The 17,909-nt window shown below is 44.9% G+C and carries 15 protein-coding genes; 4 read left to right on the forward strand and 11 right to left on the reverse strand.

Annotation, left to right across the window (positions count from 1 at the left end):
- Positions 1 to 43 precede the first annotated feature (43 nt).
- Positions 44 to 1,663: a bacteriocin maturation protein gene (locus AC58VC_RS06420; protein WP_497368013.1), complete on the reverse strand. Its 1,620-nt coding sequence runs from the start codon at positions 1,661 to 1,663 to the stop codon at positions 44 to 46.
- Between the two features lie 350 nt (positions 1,664 to 2,013).
- On the opposite strand from AC58VC_RS06420, the gene AC58VC_RS06425 reads away from it, so the two are divergent.
- The 4 genes from AC58VC_RS06425 to AC58VC_RS06440 all read left to right on the forward strand — a co-directional run bounded on the left by AC58VC_RS06425 (position 2,014) and on the right by AC58VC_RS06440 (position 7,015).
- Positions 2,014 to 3,912 carry a TOMM precursor leader peptide-binding protein gene (locus tag AC58VC_RS06425; RefSeq protein WP_497368014.1) on the forward strand — a complete coding sequence of 633 codons (1,899 nt, stop codon included), beginning with the start codon at positions 2,014 to 2,016 and terminating at the stop codon, positions 3,910 to 3,912.
- Positions 3,913 to 4,481: 569 nt separating this feature from the next.
- Entirely contained in the window at positions 4,482 to 5,123 is a 642-nt protein-coding gene (locus AC58VC_RS06430) for a DUF1796 family putative cysteine peptidase (RefSeq protein ID WP_497368015.1), read from the forward strand.
- A gap of 234 nt (positions 5,124 to 5,357) precedes the next feature.
- A complete protein-coding gene (locus AC58VC_RS06435; protein ID WP_497368016.1) occupies positions 5,358 to 6,116 on the forward strand; it encodes a phytanoyl-CoA dioxygenase family protein in 759 nt (252 codons plus the stop codon).
- The gene (locus tag AC58VC_RS06440; protein WP_497368017.1) at positions 6,116 to 7,015 is read left to right on the forward strand and encodes a helix-turn-helix domain-containing protein; all 900 of its coding nucleotides are present in this window, start codon (positions 6,116 to 6,118) and stop codon (positions 7,013 to 7,015) included. Before AC58VC_RS06435 ends, AC58VC_RS06440 begins: the two co-directional genes overlap by 1 nt.
- 62 nt (positions 7,016 to 7,077) lie before the next feature.
- On the opposite strand, the gene AC58VC_RS06445 is transcribed toward AC58VC_RS06440, so the two are convergent.
- The 10 genes from AC58VC_RS06445 to AC58VC_RS06490 all read right to left on the reverse strand — a co-directional run bounded on the left by AC58VC_RS06445 (position 7,078) and on the right by AC58VC_RS06490 (position 17,856).
- Positions 7,078 to 7,905 (reverse strand): carbohydrate ABC transporter permease, encoded by an 828-nt coding sequence (locus AC58VC_RS06445; protein ID WP_497368018.1) that lies wholly within the window; start codon positions 7,903 to 7,905, stop codon positions 7,078 to 7,080.
- A 16-nt stretch (positions 7,906 to 7,921) separates the two neighbouring features.
- Positions 7,922 to 8,806, reverse strand: coding sequence for a carbohydrate ABC transporter permease (locus tag AC58VC_RS06450; RefSeq protein ID WP_497368019.1), 885 nt, complete (start codon positions 8,804 to 8,806; stop codon positions 7,922 to 7,924).
- 98 nt (positions 8,807 to 8,904) lie between these two features.
- Positions 8,905 to 10,254, reverse strand: coding sequence for an ABC transporter substrate-binding protein (locus tag AC58VC_RS06455; protein WP_497368020.1), 1,350 nt, complete (start codon positions 10,252 to 10,254; stop codon positions 8,905 to 8,907).
- Between the two features lie 312 nt (positions 10,255 to 10,566).
- Positions 10,567 to 11,520: a sugar phosphate isomerase/epimerase family protein gene (locus AC58VC_RS06460; RefSeq protein ID WP_497368021.1), complete on the reverse strand. Its 954-nt coding sequence runs from the start codon at positions 11,518 to 11,520 to the stop codon at positions 10,567 to 10,569.
- Between the two features lie 105 nt (positions 11,521 to 11,625).
- Entirely contained in the window at positions 11,626 to 12,645 is a 1,020-nt protein-coding gene (locus AC58VC_RS06465; protein ID WP_497368022.1) for a Gfo/Idh/MocA family protein, read from the reverse strand.
- 24 nt (positions 12,646 to 12,669) lie between these two features.
- Positions 12,670 to 13,755: a Gfo/Idh/MocA family protein gene (locus AC58VC_RS06470; RefSeq protein ID WP_497368023.1), complete on the reverse strand. Its 1,086-nt coding sequence runs from the start codon at positions 13,753 to 13,755 to the stop codon at positions 12,670 to 12,672.
- Positions 13,756 to 13,767: 12 nt separating this feature from the next.
- Positions 13,768 to 14,433 (reverse strand): hypothetical protein, encoded by a 666-nt coding sequence (locus AC58VC_RS06475; protein WP_497368024.1) that lies wholly within the window; start codon positions 14,431 to 14,433, stop codon positions 13,768 to 13,770.
- A gap of 34 nt (positions 14,434 to 14,467) precedes the next feature.
- The gene (locus tag AC58VC_RS06480) at positions 14,468 to 15,340 is read right to left on the reverse strand and encodes a carbohydrate ABC transporter permease (protein WP_497368981.1); all 873 of its coding nucleotides are present in this window, start codon (positions 15,338 to 15,340) and stop codon (positions 14,468 to 14,470) included.
- Between the two features lie 23 nt (positions 15,341 to 15,363).
- Complete coding sequence (locus AC58VC_RS06485; RefSeq protein WP_497368025.1) at positions 15,364 to 16,272, reverse strand: ABC transporter permease; 909 nt, start codon at positions 16,270 to 16,272, stop codon at positions 15,364 to 15,366.
- 15 nt (positions 16,273 to 16,287) lie between these two features.
- Positions 16,288 to 17,856, reverse strand: coding sequence for an extracellular solute-binding protein (locus tag AC58VC_RS06490; RefSeq protein ID WP_497368026.1), 1,569 nt, complete (start codon positions 17,854 to 17,856; stop codon positions 16,288 to 16,290).
- Positions 17,857 to 17,909 lie beyond the last annotated feature (53 nt).

Raw genomic sequence — 17,909 nt, forward strand, 5'->3', positions numbered from 1 at the left:
GGTCGTTTTTTCTCGTTGTTTTTATCATATAAAAAGTCACTCTTCACCCTTCTCGCAGTAACACGCCAAACACCCCTGCCATTTCCTCTTTCAAAAACGGTTCTACTGCCAGATCCAAGACCAAGAGCCGCTTATGGTTCCGTTCCAAGACCTGTAGGGCGGACTGTAGAACATCCGAATTTAACGTCACTTCACATGACGGGATCTCAAAGATTAACGGCAATTGTTCAGCTAGATGCACGGACGATAGCTCCAACACTTTCAATTTGAAGCAAGAGGGTTGGTTTTGTTCCTCCAACAAAGCCTGTTGCAAAGCATCACGCAATGCCAGGGTCACATTCAAGCCTACACCGCCATACCAACGATCATTTGTACCGACCCACATCACAGGGAATCCGGATACTTCTTTCCCTAAACCAATCAGTAGTGCTCCCTTCATGGTCGTCAGAGCCTGCAAATAAAACTGGCAGCGTTTATCTTCTACTGTAGATAACTGTACTCGAAAGACCGTAGGCAACTGATCTGCCTGTCGCTTTCTCAGTACCTCGGTCAAACTTCTTTGCAGCCCTCGGCCAATGCCTTCTGCAACCGTTTCTCCTGCTCCAACGCCGATAAATTCCTGCTGACCTATCCTCTTGCACTCAGATTCCTGAGAGGATGGAAGCGTCGAAACGAGCAGATCTGACATTCGAGATACATACGCTTCAATTCCAGCCAGCCCCGCTTCCCGCCTCGCTCCCTCATGCGTCAAATCTGTACAAATAATGTCTGGCAAAAGCCTAGCCGGGCCTTCCGATAGGGAATCGATTGCCTGAACACGACACTGAGATAGCGGTAGCTGCTTTAAGTCTCCCTCCTCCCAAATATGGAAAATCCCTGATTCAGTCGATGTCAACCGGCTGAAGTAAGGAAACAATCCGTTCTCAATTTTGCTTGATCTCCGCTCGAGCTGCAGATCGAAATCGTGCATCCATCCAGCTGCGGTACGTCTTGTCACAAGAGGATGAGGCATGAACGAATGCCATTTTCCTTCGAATGTCTCCAGATTAAGCAGGAAGACTTGATTACTTTGTTCCGCATCGTTCGCTCCCGTAATCTTTTTTAATAATTCAAACACGATCACATTCGCTAACATCGCTCCCGCTGTGGAGGAAAAGGTGTGCAGTTGAGGGTCTTTATATATCGCAGATTCGTGAATGTTGCGAAATGCTGACTCCCAGCATCCCTCACAGTCTGGATGCACTATCGGACCCGCCAGACCCACCTGCTGCAGACACACTGCGGGAAGAAATACCTTTCTTTCTTCCCTGCAAACCGCGTGAAGAATCCGCAATTCCTCGATATCACCCTCCTGTGACACAAACAAAATTGAATCAAATGGCCTCACTGCCTTCCGCCAACTACTAAGCCCCTTCTTCTGCAGGGTAACTTCCTCTATTGTCACCTCGGGGTCTGTTTTACGGGCATGTACCGCTAGTTCTAACATCCGTTGCCGATCAGTCGGCTCTGAGCCAGAGACTAGCACGTGAAACTTGGGCATTCCGGATACAAGCAGCGCAGAAATAACCGCAATCAAAAATGGACCAGAGCCGACCGCCAATACTTTGGTCTGACGATTGAATTGAAAGCGGTGAGCATGGATCGAATGGTTCAAATTTATCATTGTATTCCTCCTTCGTCATTCCCGATCTTTCCCTTCTCTTTACAAGTAATTTTATGTATAGCTATTTGTCCCTCATGTCTTATACCGAGTAGGCCCAAGCGCATTAGCATTGGACTCTCACAGATCCGGTCGTGAGGGTCGAACAAACAAAACCAATAAAATTGTAAGCACATTGTCCAATACGTGCATATATTAGTCATCGCTCATATATAATGAAATCATCTTAAAGATGGGCTGATATTAGGATAAAATGAACTTACATATGAGGATTTCACCTTTCATTACGGGGAGATTAGCGGAGATACTCGATGATACGTGCGGACATATTGCTGTGAGATGGGGTGAACTACGTGAATGCTTTCATATCAGTTGTCGGAGAAGGTTTATTGGCCGATTACGTATGTGGAGAGCTATTAGACCGTTATGCGTTCGTTCGACAGTCAGATTTCACTTCAGACATACCGAAAGCAGCAAAATTGGTAGTGGTGCTGCACGATGACTGGCCTTCCTCCGGTTTCTTCGAGGCTGAAGAGGTTCTACAGCAAGCCGGCATCCCGTGGTTGCGCGGCTTTATTTCAATGGATGAGGGCATAGTCGGACCGCTGGTTCGTCCGAGCACGCCAGGATGCTCACAGTGCGCAGATAACCGACGTTTCACGGCGTCGCCCGGGGACACACAAAGTGTAAAATCTTCACCTTCGGGACTTTGGCATACAGCTCAATTGTTGATTGCCGAGATAGAGCGAGTGTTGCAGGGCAGCCGAGCCCATACAGAGGAGCATATGTATATCGTTAACCTGAGAACTCTGAATAGCTCGCTCCACTTCATTCTGCCTGACCCGCTCTGTGAGGTGTGCGGCAGCTTGCCCGACGATTCATCGGCGGCATCCAACATTTCGCTCAAGCCGAGACCGAAGATAAGCGCTGATAGTTACCGCTGCCGTCCGATAGACGACCTGAAACCACATTTGGCCAAGGATTATATGGATTCTCGGACAGGCGTTTTTAATGCCAAGATGCTTGACCTCGTGTCACCTTTTGCCGGAGTGGGGGTCAATCTGCCGTCATTTCTGATGGGAGATGAGGTAACGGGAGGCCGCAGCTTCTCTTATGCAGAAAGCGAATTGACCGCAATCTTGGAAGGATTGGAGCGACACTGCGGTATAACCCCCCGCGGCAAACGTACCATAATCTACGATAGCTTTAACCAGGTAGCGGATCAAGCGCTTGACCCGTCCAAGGTTGGGCTATATTCAAAGGAACAGTACGCGCAGCCTGATTTCACGTTCGAACCCTTTGATCCCGACCTCCCGATCGATTGGGTATGGGGCTATTCGCTAGTGCGAGAGTGTCCGATTCTTGTTCCGGAGAGTCTTGCTTATTACAGTTCGGGATTCGGCAGCGGCTTTGTTCAGGAAGGTTCCAACGGGTGTGCTTTAGGCGGAAGCCTGGAAGAAGCCGTCTTACATGGGATTTTGGAAGTGGCGGAGCGCGACTCGTTCCTGATGACTTGGTACGCGCAGTTGCCTATCCCTCGCTTGGACCCCTATTCCGCTAACGATCAGGAACTGCTGCTCATGCTCCAAAGGATGCGCACAGTTGCCGAATACGATGTATATTTATTTAACATGACGATGGAGAATGGGATTCCCTGCATTTGGGCGCTCGCGAAAAGCATCAGCCCCGGGAAGATGAATCTTATCTGTGCAGCGGGAGCTCATTTGGATCCGTTACGGGCCGCGAAAAGCGCCATTCACGAATTGGCCGGCAGGTTAGCCTTCCTGCAAGAGAAATTTGAGGCGGGCCAGGAACATTTTAAACAAATGCTCGACGATCCGTCTCTCGTATTGCAAATGGAGGACCATGCCATGCTGTACGGTTTGCCGCAAGCAGAGGAACGGCTGCAATTTCTGCTGGACGAACAACGTCCGCTCCGAACATTTGACGAGGAATTCAAGCGTAAGGCAAGTCATGCGGATCTGACCGATGATCTGAAGGACACCATCGATGTGTTTCGCCGATTGAACCTCGATGTGATTGTGGTGGATCAGTCGTCGATGGAAACGCTGCGAAACGGGCTGCATTGCGTGAAAATTTTGATCCCGGGAATGCTGCCGATGACGTTCGGACATCACTTACAACGTTTGACGGGCCTGAAGAGAGTGCTTCGGGTGCCGGTGGAGCTTGGATATGCGAAAAAGCAGCTGACTGCCGGGCAACTCAATCCGCATCCGCATCCATTTCTATGAAATTATCCTGCGCGTCAACGGAGTGAGGGCCGCCATGCGGCAGCTCTCATGTATTCACGAAATGGGTATCAACCTATAGCGGAGCCATCGTCGCCTTCATTTAAACAAGAAAAAAACGGTCTGTAATCGCATCTATTTAGCGATAAGACCGTTTTTGTTTTTTGTGACGTTATTTTAAAATGCAAAAGTCATTAAGATAATAACCAAAAGAATATAAAGAACCAAAATAGCTGCTGCGTTGTTAACACCATAACCTGCACAACTTGCACCACTCATATTTACTCATTCCCCTCTAGTGATTTGTCACTACGGAATAAATATATGTTCACTAAATACGGATTGATTGGACGAATGTCACGAGTGCATCACTTATTTCACGAATATTATAGCACTAATATAAATCAACGGCCCATGAGATGCCGATTATGCCTGCAAACTCGCCCTGGTTACTTTATTAAACAAATGCCCCCGTTGCTGTATGTTTGCCCAAGCGCAATTTTAATTTTTGCATATTTTAATTCTACTCGTCATTGTGGAGGAGATCGGTTGTTGAAACGGGAGTGAGATTTATGAAATGGCGCGATTCCCTGGGTGCATATACGGCCTACATTAGTCTGGGTTCTACATGTCAAACAGCATATCAGCTTAAAAGACTGGGCTTACGAAAATATGCGGGTCCCTTAGATTGGTTTGTTTCCGATTCGATCGGGGGAGTGATTCGCTTGATAGATCATCGTTTCAACGGATTTATGGAACTTAGCCAGCTTGAACTCATTGGCACTACCAATGAATGCTTTGTGGTAAGAGATCACGCAAATGACGTTATATCTTTCCATGACTTTCCTCTTTATCTCACTGCGGAGCGGTGGCAGGAAGCTTATCCCGCGTTTAAACAAAAGCTCAATCGACGCGTAGATCGGTTTTTGAGAACTATTCAAGCTCGACCTATTCTTTTTATTCGAACAAATGCTGAAAGAAAGGAAGCGCTGGAGCTACACGCTGCATTAAAAAAGCTGATGCATGGAAAGTTCCACCTTCTGATCGTGAATAACCACCAGAAAGATAGCAAAGACGTGATTTACGAGGATTGGGGGCTGGGTGGAATTAGCTCGGTGCTCCTACCGAAAGGAGAAGACTGGAGAGGATTTAACCAAGCTTGGGATACGTGTATGAACGGTTTCAAATTGAAAGCTTCGTCCATTCGTCGTTGAATTTAGTCTTGCAACGTGCCCTTTTCGGAGTGTTCAAGCGCTCCTCCCTCTACCGGTTAGCATAATGGCAAATAGAGGAGGACCCATTTTGTCCTCCCCTTTTCATTTCAAAATTATCAATTACAGACACAAAATTTTTAACTCACGTGCATTTTATTCCCATTTTAAATCAACTAAAATTATACATATAAAGGAATTGCACATCAGTTTCATACTAACAAAGGAGGCTTTTTTATGAATATTCAAATGCACACGGAGAGAGTAAATCCACTAACACCGGAACAGATCAAGCAGTACCACGAAGACGGCTATATGATTATTAAAAAAGGCTGCAGCGACGATCTGATAGATGCTTTTAATTCGCATATTCATTCTATCCGCTCTTCCGACGCTATGCCCGAATGGGCAAAACCAAGAAAAGGCGGAGCCGTGGTGGATGACAAGGACCGCTTTTCTCTCCGGTTGTTCAATCCTCATCTGCATGACGGTTTTTCTTTGCAAATGATGAAGTTGCCGGTAGTACGCGGGGCACTTGCCCAAGTTCTGGGCGATGAAGCCTCCGGCGTACAAAGCATGTACTTTTACAAAGAACCCGGCTCTCCAGGGCAAGCTGCGCATCAAGACTATTACTATATTAAGAATGATCCTAATACGTTGACAGCCGCATGGGTTGCCATGGAATATACAAATGAAGAAAACGGCTGTCTGTATGTCATCCCCGGTTCTCAGAAACTCGGAGTTCTACCCCACGGCGATGTGAAAAACTTACAGGAACATGAAGCTTGGACTCATGAGGTGGAAGACATTGATTTAAGCAAGGAAATTCCGGTTATCTTGGATAAAGGAGATGTATTAATTTTTGACAGCAACCTTATCCACTCTTCTACACGGAACCGTTCCAACCGCTGGAGACGTTCCTATGTATGCCACTACATCCGTCATGACTCAACGATTGAGAGAGAAGATTTAAAAAAGAAAATCCCTCTTGTATAATGAAAGAAAAGGCTGCCAGAGAGGGATGGAATGTTCAAATGGAAACAGAATCCAAGGTGGAAGTCATTCCACCTTCTTTTGTTGTAACCAATACTTACGCAGGTACCGTGGTCTATGGCCCCGGCGGGAAATACGGTCCCCGTATTCAGATGGATCTGCAGCTTGTCCTGGTACATAGCGGCTCCATGATTGTAGAAATAGACGGCGTGCCCTTCTCTGTTCCTCCAGAGAGCATTGCGCTGCTCAAACCGGGTCATGAGGAGATGTTTCATTTTAATGAGAAACGTGACACGTGGCACCGTTGGATTGCTGTGACTGTCGAGCCACTATTACCGGATGCAGCGACTTATTTCGAGTCTCTACCGCTTTACATCCCTTTGACGACGCGACTAAATCAATTGACGAATATGCTAATGTCTTTGCAAAACGATGGCTGCTCTACGGGGGATGAAGTGGTAAAAGCACTAGGTCAATCTGCTGTGTGGTTGTATGCGACGGAATATTTGCATTTGGGCCTGAATCACCTGAAACATCCGGCTGTTCTCCTTGCTGTGGAAACCATACACGAAAGATTTGGTGAAGAGCTAAGCCTTAACGAATTATCCCAGATTACTGGAAAAACGCCTGAGCATATGATACGCCTGTTCCAGCGCGATGAAGGGGTAACGCCTATCCAATACTTGTGGCAGTATCGGGTAAAAAAAGGTTTGGAATTACTGCGCAGTACAGGCTTGAATATCGGTGAAGTTGCCGAACAGTCCGGTTTTAAAACCTCCTACCATTTTGCACGAACCATAAAACGTCATACCGGCCTGACACCGAGTGAAATCCGTAAGGAGCACTACAACAAGCCCTATCGCTCTGGGGCGAATAGTCACACTACTCCTGTTCAGGATTAATCCTCACATATAATCAAGAAAAGCCCGGCCACGCTTTCAAAGCGCAGTACGGGCTTAGTGAATTATCCTTTTACCGCTCCAGCCGCAACTCCACTGATAAAATACTTCCTTCCCACAATACTTAGAAGAATCAAAACGGGTACCGCCATCAGAAACGCTCCTGTAATCGGCGTAGCATAATCCTCTTTATAGGGATTATTCATCGTCGAAATTCCTACAGATAGCGTCATTTTGTGCTCCGAAGTCAGAAATATCAACGGGCTTAAATAGTCATTCCACGAGCTCATAAAGTTGAGAAGACCCACAATTCCGATGCTGCTCATGGACAAAGGAACTGCGATACTCATAAACGTCCTCCATTCCGTACAACCATCCACACGTGCGCTTTCATACAGCTCCTTAGGTATCGCCGCCATCACTTGGCGTATCAAGAAAATGTTAATGGCCGATATGGCTCCCGGAAATATTAAAGGAAAGAACGTATCCAACCAGCCCCACTGTTTGAACATAATGAAACTCGGAACCAGTGTCATCTGCGAAGGAATCAGAATCGTTGCAATAACAATAGTAAACAGCACATTTTTCCCTTTAAAATCATACCGTGAAAAGCCATAAGCAACCAATGCATTACCAATCATAGAGAGCACAGAGACCGCTACTGCAATAAAAACTCCATTGAAAAATTGTGTCCAAAACGGTATCTTCTCAAACAGCAAGATAAAGTTGTCCAAGGTTGGATGCATGGGGATCGGATTCAACGGAGAAGCAACGATGTCATCATAGGTTTTAAATGACACTCCCACCATATAAAGAAAAGGGAGACTGAATAATAAGCTCAATAAAGCCAAAGCAGTATATACAGCTATACGATGAACTCGGCTTGCTATCATTGTGGCATTCCCCCCTTTACTTTTTTTCCTGAAACAACCGGATTTGAATGCTACCTACGATCAGTAGGATGACAGTAAACACATAACCAACAGCTGAAGAATAACCGAAGTTTTGTAACCGGAAGGCTTGCTGGTAAATGTACATCGTCGGGAATAACAGCGATTGCTCGGGTCCTGACTGGCCTGGGCCAGCTAGCACAAACGGCTCGGCAAACATGGTGAATGAGCCGATAATTGCTTGAAAGACGATAAAGGTCATGATAGGCTTCAGCAACGGTAAAGTCACATACCATAGCCTTTGGATCGCGTTAGCCCCATCGATTTTGGCTGCCTCGGTAAGCTCCTTAGGGATGTTCTGAAGGCCTGCCATGAAATAAAGGATATTAATGCCCAAATATCTCCATGTTAATAAAATGATTAATGCGGGGAGAGTCCACCTTGGATTCTCCAGCCAACCGATCGGATCCATGCCAACAAAAGCAAGCAATGTATTTAAAATACCGAATGATCTGTTGAAGATGAATCCGAAAATGATTGCTACCGCAACAGCAGATGTAATATTGGGAGTAAAAAAGAAGGTTGCAAACCACCCTTTCTTCTTATCAATGAAGGGCTGGTTTATGAGCAGAGCAACCATTAGAGCAATGGGTAAAATGATAAAGACACTGCCCCCTGTCGCCTTCAGCCCGTTCCACATCGATTTCCAAAAAACGTCATCATTCATAACAAGTGAGTAATTTTTGAATCCTGCATAGGTCAGCTTGCTGACACCTTGGTATAAGCTGAGCCAGAACCCGTACAGAGTCGGATATAAGCTAAACACGGCGAAATGAATGAAAAAAGGACTAATGAACAGATAGGGTGCAAGCTTAAACCACTTAGACTGTTTGATTAACAACATTCAGACCTCCTATTAACCCAATATCCAAACCTCATTTAACAAGAAGAAAGGAGAAGCAGGTTCCCCTCATCTCCTTTGTCGTTCAATCTGCCTGCCATCTAACCGGCAGTTTCATTTTTCTTAATCAACTGCTTCAACTCATCATCAACCTTTTGCAGAAACTGCTCGGGAGTCAACTTGCCTTCTTCCAATTCAAATCGATACTTATTCCAAGCATCCGCGAATAAGGTCCGCCACCAAGCCTGGTTTTGGTTCGGAGCTACAGCTACCAGCTTCCCATACAGATCTCCCAAATCCTGTCCGCCGAAATACTTCGTATATTTGCTTTGCTCATGCAAGCCTTTCTCCTTGACGGAAGTCAGAAGTGCAGGGAACAGGTTAACAATTTGGAAGCGCTTGACTGAGTTTTCCGGTGTTAATTGAGCAAGCTTCATAAACTCCCAGGCTAACGCTTGATTCTTGGAAAACTTTGAAATCATTAAGCCTGTTCCGCCCCATACGGTAGTCGGAACTGATTGGGGACCGCCCAAAGGCATTGGAACAGCCGCCCATTTGCCCTCCAATTCCGGTGCGTTATCCGCGAGCAGATTGACCCACCAATCTGGACCGAAAGCCGCTATGTAATTCCCCTTCTTGAATTGATCCCAATAGGCTGGGCCGTCATAATAGTTTTTATCCATGATGCCATCTTTTTTCCACGCGTACATCCGCTTCAAAGCTGTTTGGCCTTCCGGAGTATTAAATCCGGGTTGGCCATCTTTCGTGACAATATCTCCGCCCTCTTGCTTAATGAACAGCTCGAAATACGTTTGGTCCCCTCCTGTTTTCGTTGTGGAGTTTCCGGGAAAAATAAAATGTTTATCACCTACTAGTTTTTTAGCTTGATCCGTAAATTGATCCCACGTTTTTAGCTCGGATACGTTAATTCCAGCTTTATCAAATAAATCCTTGCGATAATAAAGAGCAGAGGCAGTTGCAGCATGCTCGATCCCATACTGCTTGTCGTTAATGGTATACAGCGCCTGCCGTCCTTTAGACATCACTTCAGTTAGATTGTCGCTTTTTAAATAATCATTCAAGGGCACGAAGGGGATGTCACCGCGAATAAATTTAGGAAACTGTCCTTGTTCAATATCGATAAGATCGGGTGCACCATCTCCTCCAGATTTGGAAATAACTAAGTACTTATCGACAAGTGCTGTGCTTTCCATTAAATTAATTTCAACCGTAACATCTGGCTGTTTTTTCTTAAATTCTTCCTTCACGGCCTCAAAGAACCGTTTATGAGGCTCTGCAAACACCCATAATGTTAGCTTTTTCCCGTCTGCATTTGTTTGCTCATTTTTTTTATTTTCGCCAGATGTAGACTCTCCGACATTAGGCGTACATGCAGTTAACGCGATTGTTAACGAAATTGCCGCAGCAATCGATGACCACTTTTTACTCATCATCTACACACCCTTTCCAATTCTTGAAAATTAGTAGGACTGTCTATAATTCAAATCATAATGTATGCGTTTACAATTGGAAATGCACGAACATCTATTAAATTGTGTCTGAGATTGATATTTAGAGGATGAATGAAGTGCATCGGCTGTGGCATTCAAGGGCGCTTTTTTACCACATATTGGAACTAAACAACCCGTTAAGTTTAATCACGTGCCTAAATGAAAAATAACAAACCGGAACTCCAATGGAGATCCGGTTCTTTTACCTACCTAACCAATTTCACTCAACTTCCCATCCCGAAATTACACAACTCATTTCGCCTGCTTCATCTCTGCAATTTTAGTTGTTATCAGCCTGTGACTTTCATCAATCTCGTCCGGCAGACATGATGCCTTCAGCTCGTATACTTTAACCTCAGCTGCATCGATGACTTCAAGGAAATGATCAAAGAAATGCAGATCCTTACTATGCACATATGGACACCAATGGTCCGACAGCTCCAGCGTTTCATGAATATGAACACCATAAATATAGCGCTTTACTTCCTGCAGCTCCTTCAAATTTTCGTACAATCCCATTCGGTCCATCATCATGGCATGACCGATATCGTACCATAGACGAACGGGACTGCCTTCCAAATTGTCGCAGATCGTCTTTGCTTCCATCAGGGTTGGCATCTGATACGATCTTGAACGCGTTTCGATGCCAATCGCGATATTCCAGCCTTTTTTCTCCGCGTAATCGCTCACTTCTTCCAAACTGTCCTGAATCCTTTTCGTATACCGTTGACTTAATTTCTCGCGTCTTTCCAGCATGTTCTTCCACAACCCTTGATACTCAACTGATGCCCTCCCATGATCACGATAGAGCTTCTTCAAATCGAGGTCAATATTATAAGCAAATGGCACTTCACCCGGATGTACAACGACGGCTTTGGCGCCATATCTGTTCGCATATTCCATGGATCGAATCAGCAGTTCTACGGAGCGCTTGCGCTTTTCTTCATCATCAAAACCCAGCATGACGGAATCCGTATCGTAATCTTTATCGTCAATGAATGGAAATACATTATGCACGCTCGAAACGCCAATTTCCCCTTTGTCGATCATCGGTTCAATGGTTCTCATCATCTCTTCGGTCACATTGTAATTCAGCTCTACATGGCGGAATCCTAATTCTTTGATTTCTTCAATCATTTCCCGGCCAATCGTATGTTTCTTAATGTTCCAGCAGGTTGAAAAGGAATACTCCCCTTTGTTGATCATCTATCTTCCTCCTAATCATTCGCATAAGTAAAATATCGAAAAAGGCCAGATCACCCTTACACTATTTGCAAGGAGATGACCTGGCCATTTCACTGGACGGGAGCTTTATTCAGTCAAATCTCGCAGCTGAACAGCCGCTCCCGTTCTTGCTGATATCGTTGATGCTTCCATCAAACGAGTCAAATCAAGTGCTAATCCAATGTTCTCCGTGGCCGTCGTTCCATGCTGTATATGAGACACCCATTGTTCAAAAGGAGTAGGGATGTTCTCCCTTAACTCCGATATGGCTTGCCACCCAGAGGCTTCGCCGCCTAGTTTGGAACTTCGAATGTACACGGTGTTATCCGTCCTGGAGCACTTCATGCTCCCCTCTGTCCCCTGCAACTCAATGTCGAATTGCGAGTAACTGTTAACGAAGCCTGCTTCCACAATGCCTAGCATACCGCTAGGATATCGTAGTATGGCTACAGCGCTATCTTCTACCTCACGACCCGTGATGTAGCCAAAACTGGCACTGACACTTTCAGGTAAACCTAGAAATAATCGTGTCAAGTACATCGGATGACAGCCGAGATCCATCAAAGCTCCTCCCCCGCACTGAGCAAGGTCGAAGAAATAGGAAGGCAGCGATCCGTTCGGATGCTTCTCCGTCGGAAGAGCACCATTATGCGCAAGCCGTATCCTAACCGTAGTTACTTTTCCGAGGTAACCCTCACGAATCGAACGCAATATAACGTCAGTAAAACCGGTGGATGCACGAGGTAGCGATACTGTCAATTTCACCTGCGCAGCCGTGACAGCCGATAAGATTTCATTGCACTCTTTGGTGGTGGTAGCTACAACTTTTTCAGTGAAAATATGCTTCCCTGCTTTGGCAGCAGCGATCAATACCTCCGGGTGCATCGTCGTTGGGGTATCCACGATGACGGCATCAATGTCCGGATTTGCCAGAAGCTCCTGCAAATCCTCATAAAAGGGAACGCCATATTCGCCAGCCTTCTGCCGCCCACGCTCAGGTTCCTCATCCCAGACCGCTACGATCTGGGTATGCGGATTCATTTCAGCTTGGCGTGCATAGTCTTTGGCATGCACATGCCAGAAACTTAACATTGCTACTCTAATCATGAGTAATCCTCCTCATTCCGCCTGCTAATTGAAGTAAACTGCTTTACCTGTTTTATTCGACTCGTAGATGGCCTCGATAATTTCGGATACCACGCATGCTTGCTCCGGGGTAACCATGGGATCCTTATCGTTTAATACGGCGTCGATCCAAAGGCGAATTTCTTTATCCGACATTTTTTCATGCTTGCCTTCATAGAAATCGGCACCTTTGGTTTCGAACTGAACATGGTTTGCAAACAGTCGTCCATATTTCTCACCGTTAATACGTAATGTCTTATCCTTCACATCTGCTCCGCCTTCTGTCCCGCAAAGTGTATATACCGCTTCCTTCGGATCCAACGTATTCAAAGCCCAACTAGATTCAAGCATAATCGTCGCGCCGTTCTTCATCACAATCATCCCAAATGCGGAATCCTCTACAGTAAAGGTCTTCGGATCCCAGGAACCCCAGGAATTAGCAGCGTGTTCTTTCTGCGACAACTTATGATAAGCCGTTCCAAGAACCACACGTGGTTCATAATTATTCATCAACCACATCGTTAAATCAAGCGCATGCGTGCCGATATCAATGAGCGGTCCGCCACCCTGTTTCTCTTCATCTAAAAATACGCCCCAGGTCGGTACACCACGCCTACGAACAGCATGCGCTTTGGCGAAATAAATTTCACCCAGCTCACCGTTATCGCAAACTTGTTTCAAGTACATACTGTCGGGACGGAAGCGGTTATTATAGCCAATCGTCAACTTTTTCCCCGTACGTTTGGCCGCTTCCGCCATACGGCGTGCGTCGGCGGCTGTTTTGGCCATTGGTTTTTCGCACAATACATGCTTGCCGGATTCTAATGCCGCAATGGTAATCTCTGCATGGATATCATTCGGGGTACACACATGAACGATATCGATGGAACTGTCTTCTAGCAGTTCCTGATACTCCTCGTACACCTTCGCCCCTGCGGCCCCGAATTTATCTGCAGCTAGCTGGGCCTTTTCGAGCGATATATCACAAAATGCACTAATCTCTACTTCATTCAACTTACTCAAGCTCGGTAAATGTTTACCGTTAGCAATTCCCCCGCAGCCGATGATAGCAACCTTTAACTTTTTGTTCATAACAGGTACCTCCTAATTGGATTGTTGTTGTAACATTTCCTCAAGCCTGTCCTTAATACGTCCGGGAATTTCTTGGTGCAGCTCCGGCCAAGTAACGTACAGCTTCGGATCAATACGGTATTCAGTAAACTTCAGCGATGGTTTAAATCTGAACTTCTGCAGATAGCGCTCCACCATTAAATTGGTTTCATCATCTGTTGTGTATACCCCTTGAAATGGGCCGGTAATGAGTAATCCCCTGATCCCAGCGTCTTCGTCCGTACAAGTCATCAAATTGGGAAGCAATTGAAACATGTCTTCTCTGGGAAGAAAGGCATGTTTTCCAGGCTGGGAATAGAGCTTAACATGCGTTTCGTCAAGCAAGTTGCTGCGGTCCTTGAGCAGTCCTTTAAAATATCGCCCATGAAAGCTTGCATCGCAATCGAGCACTTCCCCATCATGACCCACATAAATCCAAATATGTTCCAATTCATATAAATGTTGAATATCAAAATCCCAATAGATGGCGTATTCAATAACATACCTCAGTTTCGGATCTTCAAATGAAAAGCTTCTGCGAAAAGAAGGGGAATCACCGGTTTCTTCCAGAACAGTGGCCCCTATGCGGACAGGAAAAAAAGGTTCTTTTTGATCGAAATAAATATACGGCGCGTATTTTGAGATCAGTTCAATGTTCATAGTAGTTATACATCCTTTCAAATTCGATATTTTCTTACTCCTTAACAGAACCGAGCATAACGCCCGAGATGAAATATCTCTGCAGCCAAGGATATACAATTAGAATCGGTACCGTCGCAAACATAATACTGGCTGCTTTTAAACTTTCAGGCATAACCGCAATATACGGGTCGCCTTCTCTTGATATCGTATCGCTCATCATACTGTTCATAACAATTTGATACAGCTTGAGTTGGATCGGATACAGCTGAGGTTTCGAGATATACATTAGCGCATCCATAAAACCGTTCCATCGGCCCACAGCGTAAAAGAGACTCAACGTAGCAATCGCAGGCATCGACAAAGGCAGAATGATACGAAACAAAGTTCCGAAATGACTGCATCCATCGATTTCAGCCGCCTCTGGTAAACTTTGCGGAATGGAGCGAAAAAAAGAAATCAAGATGATGAGAAAAAACGGATTAATCAATCCAGGTAATATAAGAGACCATAAATTGTTAGTCAGGTGTAAATCCTTTATCAGTAAATATTCCGGAATCGTTCCTCCGCTAAAAAACATGGTGAACACAATCAGAAACATAAACACTTTCCTGCCTTGCAATACCCTTTTCGTAAGAGGATATGCGGCAGCAATAGTCATCAGCATGCAGAGAATCGTAAAGGTTACCGTCAATATCAGTGTGAGGAGAAGCGACCTCAGCATGGCATTATCCTGAAATACTTTACTATAAGCTTCAAAATTGATGCCGCTAGGGAGCAAAGTCACTTCTCCCGACAGAATGGCTTTATTGGAACTTAATGATATTGAAGCAATATGCAATAACGGGGCAAGACACAATATTACAAACAGTGTGATACAGCACGTATTCACGAAATCAACAATCCGGTTGCCGTCTTTCACGTTCATCATCTGTTGTCCCTTCATCGCATTCAAGAAAATATGCCATTTTCCGTTATTTTTTTAGCCATATAATTAGCTGTTAAAAGAAGTACGAGTCCAACGACAGCCTGGAACAATCCGACGGAAGCTGCTATGGAAAATTGTGATGTCTGTATGCCAACTTTGTATACAAAAGTGCTGATTACTTCCGAGAAATCATTGACACTCACATTCCCTATCACATACGGACGATCGAAGCCGATTTGTACAATTTCTCCGATTTTGAGAATGAGAAGGATAACAATAGTGGACTTGATTCCCGGAATCGTCACATGCCGCATTTTACCAAATCTACCTGCACCGTCGACTGCAGCAGCTTCATACAACTCTTTATTCACCCCGGTAATGGCAGCCAGATAGATAATGGTTCCCCAACCTGCGCTCTGCCAGATTCCAACAGCTAAATAAGTAATCAGCCAGTAGTATTTGTTTGTCAAAAATGGAATCGGATCGAACCCGAGGTGACCAAGCAGCAAATTGGCTATACCTGAATTTGTCGCAAAAACCTGATACATAATGCCTCCGATAATAATCCAAGAAAGAAAATGAGGAAGATACAGGGCGGTTTGCGCGAACTTTTTGAACAGGCGTGCCTTTATCTCATTTAGCATAAGCGCCAAAATAATCGGTGCGGGAAAGGATACAATCAAATCCAGAAAGTTCAGCATGAATGTGTTTTTCAATGCGGAATAGAAGCTTCGCATCTGAAAAACTTCCTTAAACACATCCAGTCCGACCCACGGGCTTTGCGCTATTCCCTTAAATAGATTGAAATTTTTAAAAGCAATGATTACACCGTACATAGGACCGTATTTAAATATGATAAAGTAAATAAGTGGCAGTAAAAGAAGTGCATATAATTGCCAATGACGATGGAGAGATAATCCCGTTTTTTTCAATTATTCTCACTCCAATTACTTCTTCATAGCCTTATAGGCCTCAGTACGTTCTTTCATAATGGCATCTCCGCCGCTTTCCATGTAATCCTTGATCATTTCATCATAGGTTTTATCAAAATCTTCTTTCTTGCTCATAACGCTTTTTACAATGATCTCATAATATTTGTCTTGTAAAGTCGGCGCGTATTTAACCTCGGCCTCGATCGGTTTTTCGAAATTCGCATAATCAATCGTGTCCGTCATCGACATTTCATAAGCTTTTTTCAAATTTTCCCGGAACTGAACAGGGACAGCTGCAGCAACAGACTGAAGATTTTTCTCTTTGCTGCCGAAGTCTTCACCTTGGGTGATCATCACAATATCATTAGAATTGTACATTTTGTTAGTTGTTTCCGCAGACTCTATCCGTTGCGGCAGCCCGTCAACCATCTTATAATCTTTACCTTCTTCACCGTGCATTAGCGTGAACATCACATCGTCTTGGGCCATCCAATCCAAATATTTGATGGCTTCGACACCACGTTTGCTTGATGCTGGAACCATCAAATAAAATCCGGTTGAGACATACTGCGGTTTGAGATGCTTCCCTTCTTCATTCGTATAAGGATCGACGGGAGTAAGATTTGCGCCGGTGATGTTCTGGGTAAGAACCTTCATAACACCTGGATTGTCCTGAAAGCTTTGGCCAAGGTCTTCGCTGTACATACCCACTTTCCCCGTCATCACATCCTGTAAAAGTTTTTTCCTATCCTTATCTAAGGCGAAATCAGGACTCATGAGTCCTTCGTTATACAATTTATTCATAAACCGGACAGCATCCTTATGTCCCGGCAATAAGATTGGATAACCGATCTTCTGGGATAGTGTATATCTTTGTTCATCCGTAGATTTATTAAGGAATGACCAGACCAGTGGTTCAATGGATGCAGCTGTTAAACTGAAACCCAGTGGAATTGTTTTCCCCCCCGTTTGACCAGGATCTTTTTCTTTAAAAGCTTTTAAAGTTTGATAAACTTCGTCTGTGGTCTTCGGCATCGGCATATTCAACTTTTCCAACCAATCCTGACGAATTAACCAATCATATTTCCCCAAGTTGACCCGTCTTCCCGGAATGGAATATTGAACGCCGTCCACTTTACCGTAATTTAAGGTCTCTCCCAAATATTTCTTTAAATTAGGCCCATATTGATCAACGAGCTGGGTAATATCCATCAGCCCGCCTTGTTTCGCATAGTTGTAGGGTAAGAGATTGTCCGTTGAAGCGAATGCGATATCTGGTGCATCGCCACTAGACATCATTGCATTCAGTTTTCCAGTAGCGTCGGTACGTGGGATAGGTACGTATTCTACTTTGATATTGTTCGGATCCCCGAAATTTTTCTGCACCCAATTGGTCCAATAGTTATTTGAAACCGTTACGCCTGCCGGCGAATTGCCTCTGTCGAAAATACCCACCCGCAACGTAACCGGATCACCTGACTTTGAACTGCTTGAACTGCCTGTGCTATCGCTTGATTGATCTTTACCACTTGTACAGCCACCCAAAATACCTAACGTTAATACAGCCGCCATCAGTGTAGACATTGTTCGCCTCTCCATGACACACCTCATCCTATATTTTTTGTTGGTAGTTACGA

This window comes from Paenibacillus sp. J22R67, assembly GCF_059692175.1.

Excerpts from the sequence above, each read along its gene's own strand:
- AC58VC_RS06420 (WP_497368013.1), bottom strand. The coding sequence starts at position 1,663 with ATGATAAATTTGAACCATTCGATCCATGCTCACCGCTTTCAATTCAAT.
- AC58VC_RS06430 (WP_497368015.1), top strand. The coding sequence starts at position 4,482 with ATGAAATGGCGCGATTCCCTGGGTGCATATACGGCCTACATTAGTCTG.
- AC58VC_RS06435 (WP_497368016.1), top strand. The coding sequence starts at position 5,358 with ATGAATATTCAAATGCACACGGAGAGAGTAAATCCACTAACACCGGAA.
- AC58VC_RS06440 (WP_497368017.1), top strand. The coding sequence starts at position 6,116 with ATGAAAGAAAAGGCTGCCAGAGAGGGATGGAATGTTCAAATGGAAACA.
- AC58VC_RS06445 (WP_497368018.1), bottom strand. The coding sequence starts at position 7,905 with ATGATAGCAAGCCGAGTTCATCGTATAGCTGTATATACTGCTTTGGCT.
- AC58VC_RS06450 (WP_497368019.1), bottom strand. The coding sequence starts at position 8,806 with ATGTTGTTAATCAAACAGTCTAAGTGGTTTAAGCTTGCACCCTATCTG.
- AC58VC_RS06455 (WP_497368020.1), bottom strand. The coding sequence starts at position 10,254 with ATGAGTAAAAAGTGGTCATCGATTGCTGCGGCAATTTCGTTAACAATC.
- AC58VC_RS06460 (WP_497368021.1), bottom strand. The coding sequence starts at position 11,520 with ATGATCAACAAAGGGGAGTATTCCTTTTCAACCTGCTGGAACATTAAG.
- AC58VC_RS06465 (WP_497368022.1), bottom strand. The coding sequence starts at position 12,645 with ATGATTAGAGTAGCAATGTTAAGTTTCTGGCATGTGCATGCCAAAGAC.
- AC58VC_RS06470 (WP_497368023.1), bottom strand. The coding sequence starts at position 13,755 with ATGAACAAAAAGTTAAAGGTTGCTATCATCGGCTGCGGGGGAATTGCT.
- AC58VC_RS06475 (WP_497368024.1), bottom strand. The coding sequence starts at position 14,433 with ATGAACATTGAACTGATCTCAAAATACGCGCCGTATATTTATTTCGAT.
- AC58VC_RS06480 (WP_497368981.1), bottom strand. The coding sequence starts at position 15,340 with ATGAACGTGAAAGACGGCAACCGGATTGTTGATTTCGTGAATACGTGC.
- AC58VC_RS06490 (WP_497368026.1), bottom strand. The coding sequence starts at position 17,856 with ATGTCTACACTGATGGCGGCTGTATTAACGTTAGGTATTTTGGGTGGC.